Source organism: Enterococcus sp. 4G2_DIV0659 (assembly GCF_002140715.2).
In the GTDB taxonomy this organism is placed as follows: domain Bacteria; phylum Bacillota; class Bacilli; order Lactobacillales; family Enterococcaceae; genus Enterococcus_L; species Enterococcus_L mansonii.
Genome location: NZ_NGLE02000001.1, coordinates 2,549,715 through 2,562,401 on the forward strand (window position 1 = coordinate 2,549,715; position 12,687 = coordinate 2,562,401).

General features: G+C 36.7%; 18 protein-coding genes. All 18 read left to right on the forward strand.

From position 1 onward, the window contains the following. Window positions 1-186: 186 nt before the first annotated feature. A complete protein-coding gene (locus A5880_RS11910) occupies window positions 187-660 on the forward strand; it encodes a terminase small subunit (RefSeq protein WP_086329254.1) in 474 nt (157 codons plus the stop codon). A 7-nt stretch (window positions 661-667) separates the two neighbouring features. Continuing rightward, window positions 668-2,059: a DEAD/DEAH box helicase family protein gene (locus A5880_RS11915; protein ID WP_256924766.1), complete on the forward strand. Its 1,392-nt coding sequence runs from the start codon at window positions 668-670 to the stop codon at window positions 2,057-2,059. Beyond that, window positions 2,059-3,432 (forward strand): phage portal protein, encoded by a 1,374-nt coding sequence (locus tag A5880_RS11920; protein WP_086329256.1) that lies wholly within the window; start codon window positions 2,059-2,061, stop codon window positions 3,430-3,432. Before A5880_RS11915 ends, A5880_RS11920 begins: the two co-directional genes overlap by 1 nt. Next, window positions 3,419-3,577 (forward strand): hypothetical protein, encoded by a 159-nt coding sequence (locus A5880_RS11925; RefSeq protein ID WP_179190336.1) that lies wholly within the window; start codon window positions 3,419-3,421, stop codon window positions 3,575-3,577. The genes A5880_RS11920 and A5880_RS11925 overlap by 14 nt, the downstream gene beginning before the upstream one ends. Window positions 3,578-3,581: 4 nt before the next feature. Beyond that, on the forward strand, window positions 3,582-4,481 hold the full coding sequence (locus tag A5880_RS11930; protein ID WP_086329257.1) for a minor capsid protein: 900 nt from the start codon (window positions 3,582-3,584) through the stop codon (window positions 4,479-4,481). Between the two features lies 1 nt (window position 4,482). Next, a complete protein-coding gene (locus A5880_RS11935; RefSeq protein ID WP_086329258.1) occupies window positions 4,483-4,752 on the forward strand; it encodes a hypothetical protein in 270 nt (89 codons plus the stop codon). Next, a complete protein-coding gene (locus tag A5880_RS11940) occupies window positions 4,736-4,975 on the forward strand; it encodes a hypothetical protein (RefSeq protein WP_086329259.1) in 240 nt (79 codons plus the stop codon). Before A5880_RS11935 ends, A5880_RS11940 begins: the two co-directional genes overlap by 17 nt. 99 nt (window positions 4,976-5,074) lie before the next feature. Beyond that, the gene (locus A5880_RS11945) at window positions 5,075-5,725 is read left to right on the forward strand and encodes a DUF4355 domain-containing protein (protein ID WP_256924767.1); all 651 of its coding nucleotides are present in this window, start codon (window positions 5,075-5,077) and stop codon (window positions 5,723-5,725) included. Between the two features lie 16 nt (window positions 5,726-5,741). Further along, the gene (locus A5880_RS11950; RefSeq protein WP_086329261.1) at window positions 5,742-6,716 is read left to right on the forward strand and encodes a phage capsid protein; all 975 of its coding nucleotides are present in this window, start codon (window positions 5,742-5,744) and stop codon (window positions 6,714-6,716) included. Window positions 6,717-6,730: 14 nt separating this feature from the next. Further along, a complete protein-coding gene (locus A5880_RS11955; RefSeq protein ID WP_086329262.1) occupies window positions 6,731-7,084 on the forward strand; it encodes a phage head-tail connector protein in 354 nt (117 codons plus the stop codon). Continuing rightward, complete coding sequence (locus A5880_RS11960; protein WP_086329263.1) at window positions 7,081-7,392, forward strand: hypothetical protein; 312 nt, start codon at window positions 7,081-7,083, stop codon at window positions 7,390-7,392. Before A5880_RS11955 ends, A5880_RS11960 begins: the two co-directional genes overlap by 4 nt. A 4-nt stretch (window positions 7,393-7,396) precedes the next feature. Further along, on the forward strand, window positions 7,397-7,738 hold the full coding sequence (locus tag A5880_RS11965) for a hypothetical protein (RefSeq protein WP_086329264.1): 342 nt from the start codon (window positions 7,397-7,399) through the stop codon (window positions 7,736-7,738). Between the two features lie 4 nt (window positions 7,739-7,742). Further along, window positions 7,743-8,156 (forward strand): DUF5072 family protein, encoded by a 414-nt coding sequence (locus A5880_RS11970; protein WP_086329265.1) that lies wholly within the window; start codon window positions 7,743-7,745, stop codon window positions 8,154-8,156. An 11-nt stretch (window positions 8,157-8,167) separates the two neighbouring features. Then, entirely contained in the window at window positions 8,168-8,707 is a 540-nt protein-coding gene (locus A5880_RS11975) for a phage major tail protein, TP901-1 family (RefSeq protein ID WP_086329266.1), read from the forward strand. Further along, on the forward strand, window positions 8,707-9,036 hold the full coding sequence (locus A5880_RS11980; RefSeq protein WP_086329267.1) for a segregation and condensation protein B: 330 nt from the start codon (window positions 8,707-8,709) through the stop codon (window positions 9,034-9,036). Before A5880_RS11975 ends, A5880_RS11980 begins: the two co-directional genes overlap by 1 nt. A 143-nt stretch (window positions 9,037-9,179) precedes the next feature. After that, a complete protein-coding gene (locus A5880_RS11985) occupies window positions 9,180-9,470 on the forward strand; it encodes a phenylalanine racemase (RefSeq protein ID WP_256924768.1) in 291 nt (96 codons plus the stop codon). Then, entirely contained in the window at window positions 9,471-11,738 is a 2,268-nt protein-coding gene (locus A5880_RS11990; protein WP_086329269.1) for a phage tail protein, read from the forward strand. Further along, window positions 11,738-12,673: a distal tail protein Dit gene (locus tag A5880_RS11995; RefSeq protein ID WP_179190337.1), complete on the forward strand. Its 936-nt coding sequence runs from the start codon at window positions 11,738-11,740 to the stop codon at window positions 12,671-12,673. The genes A5880_RS11990 and A5880_RS11995 overlap by 1 nt, the downstream gene beginning before the upstream one ends. Window positions 12,674-12,687 lie beyond the last annotated feature (14 nt).

Here is a 12,687-nt window from a genome sequence, read left to right on the forward strand (position 1 = left end):
ACGGCTATCTCCTTGTTTTGTGTCGTGGTTTATACTGCTTATCCCTGTGACGGTGATAGATATCATGCAGTATTTTTAACCATGGATAAAGTTTTATACAGTATATCTAATATGGCAGTACCTTCTTATGAGGTTGCCAAGTCAATGTAATATTATTATAACACAAAAAACTTAGGTGGTGAGATCATGGCGAAATTGACAGAAAAACAAAGATTATTTGCGGAAGAGTATGTTTTGAATTTTGGGAATGGAACCCAAGCAGCGATAAAAGCTGGTTATTCCAAAAAGTCCGCAAGAGATATTGCAAAAGAGAACCTGACAAAACCCCACATTCGAGAATATTTAAAAAAAATCACAGCTCAAGCGAACCAAGAGCGAATAATGAGTGTTGAAGAAGCTCTTTCTATTTCTGCATCAATCGCCCGTGGTCAGCCTATGAAATATGAGTTTCAAGAATTCGATCCAGAAACGAATGAAGTTATTAACGCTGAGAAAAAAGCTTTTTCCGCAGGTATAAAAGAACGGAACCAAGCGCTTGAACATATTTATAAGGCGAATATGGTATTTGAGAAACCAGAAGATAATAAGAATGCAGATGCCATCGAATGGGCTGAAATGGTTGCTGAAGCCGAAAAAGAATTAGGTGCTTCAGATGGATAAAAAGGCAATGAAAAAACTTATTATCATCTGGCGTAAAAATCCTGTTATCTTCGCTAAGCAAGCGTTAGGCTTTGAACCTGATGAATGGCAGCTTGAAGCTCTGAACGATGTACGAGACAATCCACAAGTAGCAATCAGATCTGGTCAAGGTGTTGGTAAGACATCTATCGAGGCGATTATTATTTTGTGGTATTTGGTCTGTTTTCCGAATGCGAAAGTCATCTGTACAGCACCAACGATGCAACAGTTAAATGATGTACTTTGGGCTGAGGTTGCTAAATGGCTAAATACTTCCAAGATCAAGAACATCCTTAAATGGACTAAAACGAAGGTCTATATGATTGGCAACGAAGAACGTTGGTTTGCAACAGCAAGAACGGCAACAAAGCCTGAGAACATGCAAGGGTTTCATGAGGACTATATGTTATTTGTCGTTGATGAAGCTTCAGGTATTGATGATAACATCATGGAGGCTATTCTTGGAACATTGACGGGTGAACATAATAAAATTATCATGATGGCCAACCCGACTAAAACAAGCGGAATCTTTTACGATGCCTTTCATAAAGATCGAGCAGACTGGAAGACGAGAAAAGTTTCTTCTTTCGAAAGCTCCAGGACTAACAAGAAAAATATTGAAAGATTGATTCGCCGTTATGGTCCAGAAAGTGATGTTGTTCGAGTTCGTGTCTATGGTGATTTCCCACTTGGAGAGCCGAACGCTTGGATCTCATTATCAGCAGTGGAAGCTGCAATCAATCGAGAGTTGCCTGAAGAATATGAACTAATTAATTCAAAAGAAAATCTATATGACATTCCTAGTCATGCGCCTATTGATTTAGGGCTGGACGTTGCCAGATTTGGTGATGATGAAACAGTCCTTGCTACTCGATTAGGCGCTATTTGTTTACCACTGAAAAGCTTTCAAGGTCAAGACTTAATGAAAACAGTAGGAATGGCAATGAAAGAAGCTAATAAATTGCATGAACTTTATCCAAGCCATAATATACGCATCAAACTTGATGATACTGGTGTTGGTGGCGGAGTTACAGACCGATTAAGAGAAATCATCTATGAAGAGGATCTCGAATGGTTATCCGTCCATCCTATTAATTTTGCCAGTAAAGGGAATAAAGATTATGACGGTATCATTTCACTAATGTACGGCAAGTTTAAAGATGATTTTCTTGAGTCTATTATTTTGCCTGATGATGATGATTTAATGGGGCAACTTTCTATTAGGCGCTATTCATTAAGTTCAAGAGGGAAAGTATTAATTGAACGCAAAAAAGAAATGAAAAAAAGGGGACTTCCGTCACCCGATAGAGCCGAAGCGGTGATAATGGCTTTCTACGAACCACCAGTAATTGGTATGCAGTTTATGAAAGGAGGAATTTGATGTATGTAAGCAATAACGACTGGTATTTTCCTTTGCCAGAAGTGATGACGTGTAAGTCTGATGTTGAAATTGACAATAAATTATTAGCGAAATATATCAACTTGCACAAGAAAGAAATAAGACGTTATGAAATGTTAAATCAAATGTATAGAGGTCGGCATAGTATTGTTGATCAACCTAGAAAAGATGCATATAAGCCTGATAATCGCATTGTAGTAAATTTCGCCGAATATATCACAGAGACATTTAATGGCTATTTTATCGGTAAGCCTATTAGTGTTAGTCATGATTCGCCTGATTTGTCAGAGCGTGTGAATCAGATCCTAAAATTGAATGATCAAAACGACAATAACGCTGAACTATCTAAAAAGGTGAGTATTTTTGGTAGAGCATACGAATTCCTGTGGCAAGACGAAGAAGCACAAACTCAGATTACGTACAATGATCCATTAGATATGTTTATGGTCTATGACAAATCCATCGCTCAAAGAAAGCTATTTGCAGTTCGTTATTATCTGAATGATGATAATCGACTAGAAGGTGAAATCTATACTCGTGACAAAATCATTTATTTTGTTCAAGGTGACCGTGGATATGAATTAATCAATGAAGTACCACATTATTATCATGATGTTCCAGTCATTGAATATATTTTCAATGAAGAAAGAAAAGGCATATTTGAAAATGTTGTTTCAATGATCAATGCTTTTAATAAAGGGATTTCGGAAAAAGCCAATGATGTAGATTATTTTGCAGATGCCTATCTAGCTATTTTGGGTGTTCAACTAAATAAAGAAGGCATGCAAAAAATCAGAGATAACCGTATTATCAACTTCTTTGGAACTGATGATCCAGAACAGATAAAAAATATCGTGGTTGAGTTCCTACAAAAACCAGATGGCGATCAATCGCAAGAACATTTGTTAGATCGATTAGAACGTTTGATTTATCAAATGGCTATGGTAACGAACCTAAATAGTGAAACATTCGGAAATGCTTCGGGTGTAGGCTTATCTTTTAAGCTTCAAGAAATGGAAAACTTAGCTTTAGCAGCTGAAAGAAAATTCACTTCCGGAATGAATCAGCGCTTTAAAATGATATTCCAATTGCCTACTAATATACCAGCAAGCCAAAAAGATGAGTGGATAAACTTAGAATACACTTTCCACAGAAACATACCTCGTGACACAGCAAGTGAAGTTGAAACAGCACAAGCTGCTGCAGGATTATTGCCACTTGAAGATCGTATCGCTATGGTATCAAGTATTCGAGATCCTAAAGAAGTAGCCCGACAAATGAAAGAAGAATCAGGTGGTTCAGTAACTGATAATTTCAGCCGTACGATTGGAGATAAAAATGATGACAAAAAATAAAATAGAAACAGAACTAAGTATTAAGGAGCATGTAAATTTCATGTTGAACTTTGCAGAGGTATTTAATAAAAATAAAGACATGTTACAAGTTGCTGAATCTGTGAATATTCCATCACATCAATATTCTGTTGAAATCAAGGACTAATTAGATGACCTCGATTTATTGGAAAAAACGTCAAGATGCATTAATGGCTGGTTTGGATAAGAAAGATGGAAAGTTCAGTGGAAAATTAGCCAAAGAATATGATCGTATTCAAAGAGAATTAGAGAAAGAAATTGCCTATTATTATCAAAAATATGGAGCAGATGACATTCTAGAATATAGAACTATGATGGCGGAACTAAGTGATTCAGAACGTGATGAGATATTCAAAGATTTTGATAGTTTCGTTCAAAATCATCCAGAACATGCTAACTTATTGCCCATCAGACAAAATATTTATAAGTTGAATCGCCTAGAAGGGCTACAAATGTCAATTAGGATGAAAATGGCTGAATTAGGATTGATTGAACAGGATTTAATGACCGAATATCTAAAAATGTCATATAAATATGGATATGAATCCACTATGAAGAACTTGAAGAATGCTTCGAGTTTTTTTAGTATCAATAATTCTTTACTTCAACAAGCTCTATCCGATAAATGGTTCAACGAAAAAAACTATTCAGATCGTATTTGGGACAATAAAGATACGTTGCGAAATTGGTTAATTAACGATTTCAAAGATGGAATCATTGCTGGTAAAAATTATGATGCGATGATCAAGTCTTTAATGCAGCGTGTAGATACTGGTAAATTTTATGCAAAACGTTTAGTTTGGACAGAATCAGCTTTCTTCATGAACACAGCCAATGCACATGCTTTTATGGAAGACGGTATTTTGAGATACCAATACACAGCTATCATTGATGATCGAACAAGCAAAACGTGTCGTAAACTCAACAAGCAATACTTTGAGTTCAAAGATTATAGACCTGGGCTTAATGCCCCGCCGATGCATAGTTTTTGTCGATCAACAATAGTTCCAATTGAGAATGAGGAGGGATAAGATGAATGAACGTTTATATAATTGTGAATCTTGTGGAGGAAAAACTCTATTAATTCAGAAAGTCGAAAACATTAATGTAGATATTCAACATAATTATTTTGAATGCGCAAATTGCAAAAGCAAAGCAACTATTTTCTATTCTGATTCAGAATTAAGAAAAATGATTATGAAACAGCAAAAAACAAACAACCAAGTCACTAAAAATTCAATGCAGAAAATCATTGAAAAAAGAATGTCCGAATTGAGAGAACAATATGAGTCAGCAATTTGAATCGCCTAAATATTACCAACTCATATATTGGAAAGGTTCGGACGAAGAAGAAGGTACATTCAAAGAAATCGAATGCCTTATAGACAGTCAAACGATAGATAAATTACTTGAAGTAGCACCGCCGAAATTTATCAAGATTATTGTCGATGATGGCGAACAAATGATTTTTCAAACTGAAAATATAAATACAATAAAACAAATTTTTAGTCCTAGAAATAGTTAGGGCTTTTTATTATGTCCAAGCATTGACGACTCTAAAAGCAATGGAAAGTGCAAGCATTGATTCACGTAAAAAGCAATGGTATGAAAGGAGAAATAAATCATGAAAAATTTAAATCTAATGTCTATGAAATTACAATTCTTTGCAGCTGATAGTGGTTCCGAGGGTGATCAACAAGGAACTGGTACAGAAGGTGATGGTGAGGAACAAAATGAAATAAACATTGAGGATTTAACCGACGAACAAATCGAAGCAATAAAGACAAAACTTGACCTTAAAACAAACGAAGAGATTGATTCAATTGTAAAAGGAAAAAAGGCCAAATGGCAAAAGGATCAAGAAGCAAAACAAAAAGAAGCTGATCGTCTAGCAACTATGAATGAAGATGAAAAAGCCGAACATGAAAAGCAAAAATTACTCAATCGTATCGCTGAACTAGAAAAGAAAGATAATTTTACAGCTATGTCAAAAGAAGCGTCTAAAATGCTTTCTGAGGCGTCTATATCAGCGGATGATGAAATACTCAACTTTGTTGTTAAAGACACGGCAGAAGACACTCAACAAGCGGTGAATTCATTTATTTCACTCATTGATAAAAAAGCAGAAGAAAAAACAAAAGCCGCTTTATCTGGAACAGCCCCAAGAGTTAACTTAACACCAGGTAAACAAATGACTAAATCAGAAATCATGGCAATTAAAAATGATTCTGAACGTCAAAAGGCAATAAAAGAAAATATTCATTTATTTAGATAATTAGGAGGAATTACACATGAAAAATATGTCAAAAACAAACAAAGATAAATTGATGAACATGAACTTGCAATATTTTGCGGAAAAAGATTTAACTACTATGGATGATCTGGGTGAAATTAAATCCATTGATTTTGTGAATAGATTTGAATCAGGAATAGAAGAATTACTTGCACTTTTAGGAGTCACAAGAAAAATTGAGTTAACTTCCGACTTGTTAATTCAAATGTATAAATGGGAAACAGATTTAAAGTCTGGTGCTGTAGGTGAAGGTGAAGATATTCCACTATCTAAAGCAACTCGAAAAAAAGGAAAATCTTTCCAAGTTGTTTTCAACAAATGGCGCCGAGCAGTTTCTGCAGAATCAATTGCACGTCACGGGGCTTCTAGAGCTATTGATGAAGCAGATAACAAGTTATTACGCAAAATCCAAGGAGGTATTAAATCCAATTTCGTTACTTTCTTAGGAACTGCACCAACAAAAATTCAAGAAATAGGGTTACAAAAAGCTTTAGCAAAATCTTGGGGAACTTTGACTACTTTTGAAGACTTCGACGGTGCTGATTTTGTTTCATTCGTAAACCCAATGGATGTAGCTGATTATCTTGGAGATACAAACGTATTGGCCAATGCATCAAATGTGTTTGGTATGACGTTACTTAAAAATTTTCTCGGGGCAACAAATGTAATTGTATTAAATGCGATCCCACAGGGTAAAATTTATTCTACAGCAGTTGATAACATCGTTTTAGCATATCTAAATATGTTAACTTCTGATTTAGGTGGTATTTTCGCAGACTTCACCGACGAAACTGGTTATATTTCAGCTACTAGAGGTAAAACCTTGAAAAACGCTACTTTTGAATCTCTATTTATGAATGCGACAGTATTATTCCCGGAAATTCCAGAAGGAGTGGTGGAAGCAACGATTGCCGAACCTTCAACAGAACCACCAGCAGGTGGAACTAAAAAAGTAGAAGATCCTGAAAAATAAGGAGTTGATTCCTTATGACTGATAAAAAAGAAAATAAAGAAATTATCAGAGAGCGTGTTCTTGTCCGTGAGTCCGAACTTACGGGCAAGGATTCTTTAGTGGATGAATATATCACGACAGCAGTTGATCGTATTGTTTTATACGCAGGGTTGGAATCATTTCCTGAAGCGTTAAACTCTATAGCAGTTGACGTGGTTCTTGCCATGTACCGCAGAAAATACCATGAGGGCATCTCAAGTGAGAATGTGGATGTTATGAGCGTTACTTTTGTTAATGGGCTTTTATCTGAATATGATCGAGAGTTTTCTAATTACAAAAATAATTTGAATGATGATCAAGGGAACGCTGGGAAGCTGGTGTTCATGTGAGGCTATTTGAAATTATCTTAAAAAAGAAACAGAAAACAGGCGTGGATAAACTTGGCAATCCAATGTATGAGCTTACTACTTTCAAAACAGGAGAAGGTAGAAAAAGCATTTGGACTGTTCAAGAGATTGCTTTAGATAGTCGTATTATTTCAAAGAAGATGCAAAAGGTTGTAACTACTTTGGATAGGAAATACCTTTTGCAAGCTTCACATTTGGTTCTAAAAGACGAAACATTTTCAATCGAAGATATCAAAGGTGAAGATGATGATCGCTGGCGTGTCCTATCTGTTATATCCTATGGGAAGTGATTGAATGGTCTGGGGAATGCATATGGAGGGGACGGCTGCATTAGAGCAGGAACTCCAGAAAAAATCTGAACTAGATTTGACTAATGTTCAAAAAAAACAGATGCGTGACATATACACCAGAGGACAACAGCCAGGAGGAACACCGGTAGATACTAGCGAACTTAGAATATCTATGTCATACACTGGTGAAGAAGTTGGTTATATAAAGGATTATGGACCACATGTTGAGTTTGGCCATCGATTAAGAAATGGACTATTTCTTCCGGGTCAATTTTTCTTCAAAAGTAACGTAGATACTCAAAAAGAAATCTATAAACAAGATTTAAAAAATAAATTAAAGGAGTGATCTAATGATTGAACAATTAGCTTTATCTGATTTATTGTCAGGTGTTTTGAATGTACTGAGACAATCGATTAAAGATATACCAATCTTAGATTATGTCCCTAAAGATCAAGATATTCCATTCGTAAATGTGGAAGTTGTAGGAGTCGAGCCAGTTCCGTCAAAAACAATGTGGAAAGATAAATACATTATCTATATTCATGGTTGGGCTGATGGTTCCGAAAGTTCTGTTCCTATTTTTGATATTGCCGATAAAATTCGGGAAGCTATGACAGTAGCTGTAAAATTGCCAGAAGGCTATAACTTGCTACTGCAGAAACCCGAAGGAGTACAGCGTATTCTACAAGACGAGGCAGATGTTAGGCATGTAGTTGTAGGTTATGCGTTAACTGTAACGTATGGCTTCAAAATAAAAATATAGGGGGAAATAATATGCCAGAAGTAACAGGCTTTGAAAATGAATTATATTGTGATATGTCTTCAGCAGCAACTAAAGCAGTGGCAGGTAAGAATATTTTACTTGCCATTTTTAACTCTACAGGAGATAAATTGCTTGCTGTTGCAGGTCAACAAGGATTGACTATCAACCGCTCAAAAGATGCTATTGAAATCACTTCAAAAGACACCAAAGGCGGTTGGAAGTCAAAAATCGGTGGGATGAAAGAATGGTCCATTGATAACGATGGTTTATATGTCCGTTCAGATGAATCACATACAGAGTTAAGTAAATATTTTGAAGGTGATGATCCTGTTTGTATCAAAGTATTGGATATGCAAGCAAAAAAAGGAATGTTCGGTGGTTTATGTATCGTTACTGATTATTCTTTTGAGGCACCTTTTGACGATGCCATGACTTACTCTATCAAACTAGATGGTATGGGCGCGTTAGTTGATTTAGCTGATAAAGATGCCAACCAACTACCAGGGGAAACTGTTCCGCCTGTTGAAAACAAATCAGGAGGTAAAAATTAATGAGTGAAACAGAATTACAAGAAGGTCAATTTGAAGTTGACGGTACGATTTATGAGTTACGATTTAACTTTCAAAAAATCAAAACTATTGAGTTATCTAGCGGAAAAGCCGTGAGTGCGGAACTTGTCAAAAATGATGGTGTTCTTTCGCTTCAGTTGATGGAGTTATTATTTAGCTTTGGTCTAGTTGAGTCTAAAGGGCTGAAAGTAGTTCCACAAAAGAAAGCTAGAGAAATGTTTGAATCTTTCATTGAAGCTAATGGCGGAATGACAGTTAATAATTTAATCGTTGAAAAGTTCCAGGAGGACTGCGGTTTTTTACTCCGATAGAGCTCGTACAATACGAGTACTGGGACACTAGTCCAACGAATACACCAGAAGAAAGAAAAAGAATAGAATTAGCTAAGCCTTATCAAAATGAAATTGATTTGGCTTTTTTTGTTGTTAATTTTGGTTATTCAAAAGCGGATTACATGGCACTAACAGAAGTTGAAAAAGCCTTTATTCGCAAAGAATTTGAACGCAAGACAATAACTGATGCCACTTATTTAAGGGATTCAGTCCTTAACGCTGTTTCAAATGCGATGCGTAAAAAAGGTTCTAAGTTTCAAGAATTATTTAAGAAAAAACAGGCTAAAGCTGATGTTGAATTTAATGAGCAAGCAATTGATGTTGTCATAGAAGTTGAAGATCGAGATGGGAAATCTTGGGTTGATAAAATTTACCACGCTAACGGACTTAGAACACCGAAAGGAGGAAACTAGATGGCTGATTATACGTTAAGTGCAAAAATCACCGGGGATTCTTCTGGTTTCAAAGGTGCGATATCCGAGGCTAAAAGTTCTATTGAAAGTCTGCAAAGCAAAATAGCTGATGCAGGTTCAAAAATGCAATCAATCGGTAAAAGTATTAGCGGTGTTGGAAGCACACTAACAAGTAAGATTACTAAGCCAGCTATGGTCGCGACTAGCGCTTTAGCTGGCATTACATTAGTAAAAGGGTTTGATCGATTGACTGGTATTGATGATGCCAGAGCGAAACTTATGGGGCTTGGTCATGATGCTGGAACAGTGGATAAAATCATGGAATCCGCCACAGCATCCGTAAAAGGTACAGCCTTTGGGATGGCAGAAGCGGCAACGACAGCAGCAGGAGCAACAGCAGCAGGAGTCAAACAAGGTGAAGAATTAACTCGTTACTTGTCGCTAACTGCGGATGCTGCGGCTATCGCCGGAACTTCTATGTCTGAAATGGGTTCAATCGTTAATAAAGTTACAACGAGTGGACGAGCGATGACTGAGAACTTGGAACAGCTGTCCGATAGAGGTTTGCCAATTTACCAATGGTTAGGTGAAGCAGCAGGAGTGGCCGCTTCCGATATTAAAGATATGGCTTCTTCTGGTGAAATATCATCTGAAATGTTTATGAATGCTATTGAAAAGAATATCGGTGGTGCCGCTCAAATCATGGGGCAAAATTCATTCAAATCAACGATAGCCAATATCGGTGCTTCTATTGGTCGTATTGGCGCTAACTTCTTAGATGCTGGTGGTAAAGGTGGAGGCTTCTTCTCTACACTAAAACCTATGCTTGCAGATTTCAACACAAAGCTTGGGTCTGTCGAGGCTATAGCAGGAGATTTAGGGGTCAAATTTGGTGAATCTTTTCAAAAGGTAATTACTACCGTAAAGGATTTGAAAGCAAAATTTGATAGTTTATCACCAACTATGCAAAATTTAATTTTAAAGAGCGCAGGAATGGGAGCAGCTTTTGCTATTGGGATTGGTCCGGCCTTGAAAATTATAGGTCCACTTGTTACAGGATTTGGAAGTTTAATAAAAGTTATAGGTTTATTAGCTAGTCCCGTTGGTTTGATCACAGCCGCTATCATTGCTTTAGTAGCTGGATTCGCATATTTGATGGCCACGAATGAAGAGTTTAGAACAAAGATGCTCGAACTATGGGAACAGATAAAAACTAGCATGGCGGAAGTTTGGCCATCAATTCAAGAGATTATTACTACGGTTTTTCAAGTAGTCGCCGATATGTGGAATACAGTGTTAAAGCCTGTTTTTGATATGATGCTTGATTTGATAGTTAATACAGTAATACCATTCATAGTTGATGCGTTTCAAAATGTTTTTCTTCCAGCAATACAAACATCTTGGGATATGGTCAAGACTATGTGGGAATCGGTATTAAAACCAGTTTGGCAAGCTATCCTTCCAGTAGTGCAGTGGCTAGTCGACGGTGTGAAGGTTGCTTTACCAATTATCAGCGATGTTTTTTCAACGATCGTTGGAGCGATAAAACAAGTGTGGGAGAGTTTATTAAAACCAGTTTTTGCTGCTATAAAATTTATGATTGAAACAGTTCTAGTTCCAGCATTTACCGTCCATTTTAACACAATCAAGGAAGTGGTTAATGTGGCGTTTTCTGCCATTGGTGATCTATGGAATGGATCTTTAAAACCGATTTTTACAGGAATAATTGATTTCATCGTCGGAGTATTTACAGGTAATTGGAGTAAAGCTTGGGAAGGATTAGTCAGCATAGCTGGAGGTATTTTTAATGGATTGGTAACGGTTGTGAAGACGCCAATAAATTTAGTTATCGGTATCATTAATGGGTTTATCGGTGGCTTAAATAATTTGAAAGTTCCGGATTGGGTTCCTGGTATTGGAGGTCAGGGTGTAAATATCGGAGAGATTCCATATTTACAATCTGGTACAACCTCATTTAAAGGAGGATTCGCTCGCATGAACGAGGGAGGACGTGGAGAGTTGGCAATGTTGCCATCTGGAACACAAGTAATTCCTCATGATGTCAGCATGAAGTATGCGAAAGAATCGGCTAAACGAAACTCTGTAACGAATAATAGAATTGATTCGGGTTCAGTCATTTATGACTACAGAGGAATGAATGAAGGGGCAACTTTCATCGTTCGAGAAGAAGCTGATATCGACAAAATAGCAGTAGCCTTACAAACTCGACAAGATAAAGCACAAGCAAGAAAGGGGTTTAGAAGATAATGGAATTTTCATCACCATTGGAACGGCTTCAATGCACTTCTCCCCTTGAAGGATTACCTACAGAGGCACTCAACTTTAATGGTCAATTTCTTGAAGAGTTGATTCCAGGTTATCGCACCCTAAATATTCAAGGTAGAGAATTATTTGAAACGGCCAACGAATATGCGCAACTAGGAATAAGGGACGGAGAACGCCAAATTTACAATAGAATTCCGCCGAGAGATATTATTGTTCAGTATTATTTGAAAGCTGATAATGATTCAGATTTTAGGGATAAATTCAACCGTTTAAATGTCGCTTTATATACTGAAAAAGAAGTGAAAATTTGGTTTAATGATGAGCCTGAAATGTATTTTCAAGGTACTAAGTCGGTAATCGATCCAGTAGAGCCTGGTGTCAATTGGTGTATTAGTACTTTTACTATTAGATGTGGTGATCCGTACAAATATACCAAAAGTGATGCTACTTCAGTAATGTGGGGATCTACAGTTATTACATTTCAGGCTAATTATTTAATGGGAAATACTGGATCAGGTGCTGTTGACATGCCAATTACAATTGAGGGCGGCGCTTATTGGGGATCAACTATGATTACTTTTCAAAATCGTGCGTATTTAATGGGAGATAATGGCGAGGAAGTAAAACCTATTGAAATTTATCCAACAGTTGAAGGATTGAAAGTAAAACCTGTCATCACAATTAAAGGCACAGGTCGTGGAGTATGGATTAAAACGAGGAATGACACTGTTGATCTAGGCGATTTCGATAAAGCTATCATAGTTGTTGACACTGAAACGTTCAATATTACTAAAAACGGAAAACCAATGATTCGCCCGATGAATGACTTCTACATTTACCCGAATGAACCATTATATATCCAAGCGAAAGATAGTGATTTCAAACTGACGATTGAATATCCAAATAGATATCTGTAAAGGAGCTGATGTCT

Coding starts and splice junctions, on each gene's coding strand:
- A5880_RS11910 (WP_086329254.1), top strand. CDS start 187: ATGGCGAAATTGACAGAAAAACAAAGATTATTTGCGGAAGAGTATGTT.
- A5880_RS11915 (WP_256924766.1), top strand. CDS start 668: ATGAAAAAACTTATTATCATCTGGCGTAAAAATCCTGTTATCTTCGCT.
- A5880_RS11920 (WP_086329256.1), top strand. CDS start 2,059: ATGTATGTAAGCAATAACGACTGGTATTTTCCTTTGCCAGAAGTGATG.
- A5880_RS11925 (WP_179190336.1), top strand. CDS start 3,419: ATGACAAAAAATAAAATAGAAACAGAACTAAGTATTAAGGAGCATGTA.
- A5880_RS11930 (WP_086329257.1), top strand. CDS start 3,582: ATGACCTCGATTTATTGGAAAAAACGTCAAGATGCATTAATGGCTGGT.
- A5880_RS11935 (WP_086329258.1), top strand. CDS start 4,483: ATGAATGAACGTTTATATAATTGTGAATCTTGTGGAGGAAAAACTCTA.
- A5880_RS11940 (WP_086329259.1), top strand. CDS start 4,736: ATGAGTCAGCAATTTGAATCGCCTAAATATTACCAACTCATATATTGG.
- A5880_RS11945 (WP_256924767.1), top strand. CDS start 5,075: ATGAAAAATTTAAATCTAATGTCTATGAAATTACAATTCTTTGCAGCT.
- A5880_RS11950 (WP_086329261.1), top strand. CDS start 5,742: ATGAAAAATATGTCAAAAACAAACAAAGATAAATTGATGAACATGAAC.
- A5880_RS11955 (WP_086329262.1), top strand. CDS start 6,731: ATGACTGATAAAAAAGAAAATAAAGAAATTATCAGAGAGCGTGTTCTT.
- A5880_RS11965 (WP_086329264.1), top strand. CDS start 7,397: ATGGTCTGGGGAATGCATATGGAGGGGACGGCTGCATTAGAGCAGGAA.
- A5880_RS11970 (WP_086329265.1), top strand. CDS start 7,743: ATGATTGAACAATTAGCTTTATCTGATTTATTGTCAGGTGTTTTGAAT.
- A5880_RS11975 (WP_086329266.1), top strand. CDS start 8,168: ATGCCAGAAGTAACAGGCTTTGAAAATGAATTATATTGTGATATGTCT.
- A5880_RS11980 (WP_086329267.1), top strand. CDS start 8,707: ATGAGTGAAACAGAATTACAAGAAGGTCAATTTGAAGTTGACGGTACG.
- A5880_RS11985 (WP_256924768.1), top strand. CDS start 9,180: ATGGCACTAACAGAAGTTGAAAAAGCCTTTATTCGCAAAGAATTTGAA.
- A5880_RS11990 (WP_086329269.1), top strand. CDS start 9,471: ATGGCTGATTATACGTTAAGTGCAAAAATCACCGGGGATTCTTCTGGT.
- A5880_RS11995 (WP_179190337.1), top strand. CDS start 11,738: ATGGAATTTTCATCACCATTGGAACGGCTTCAATGCACTTCTCCCCTT.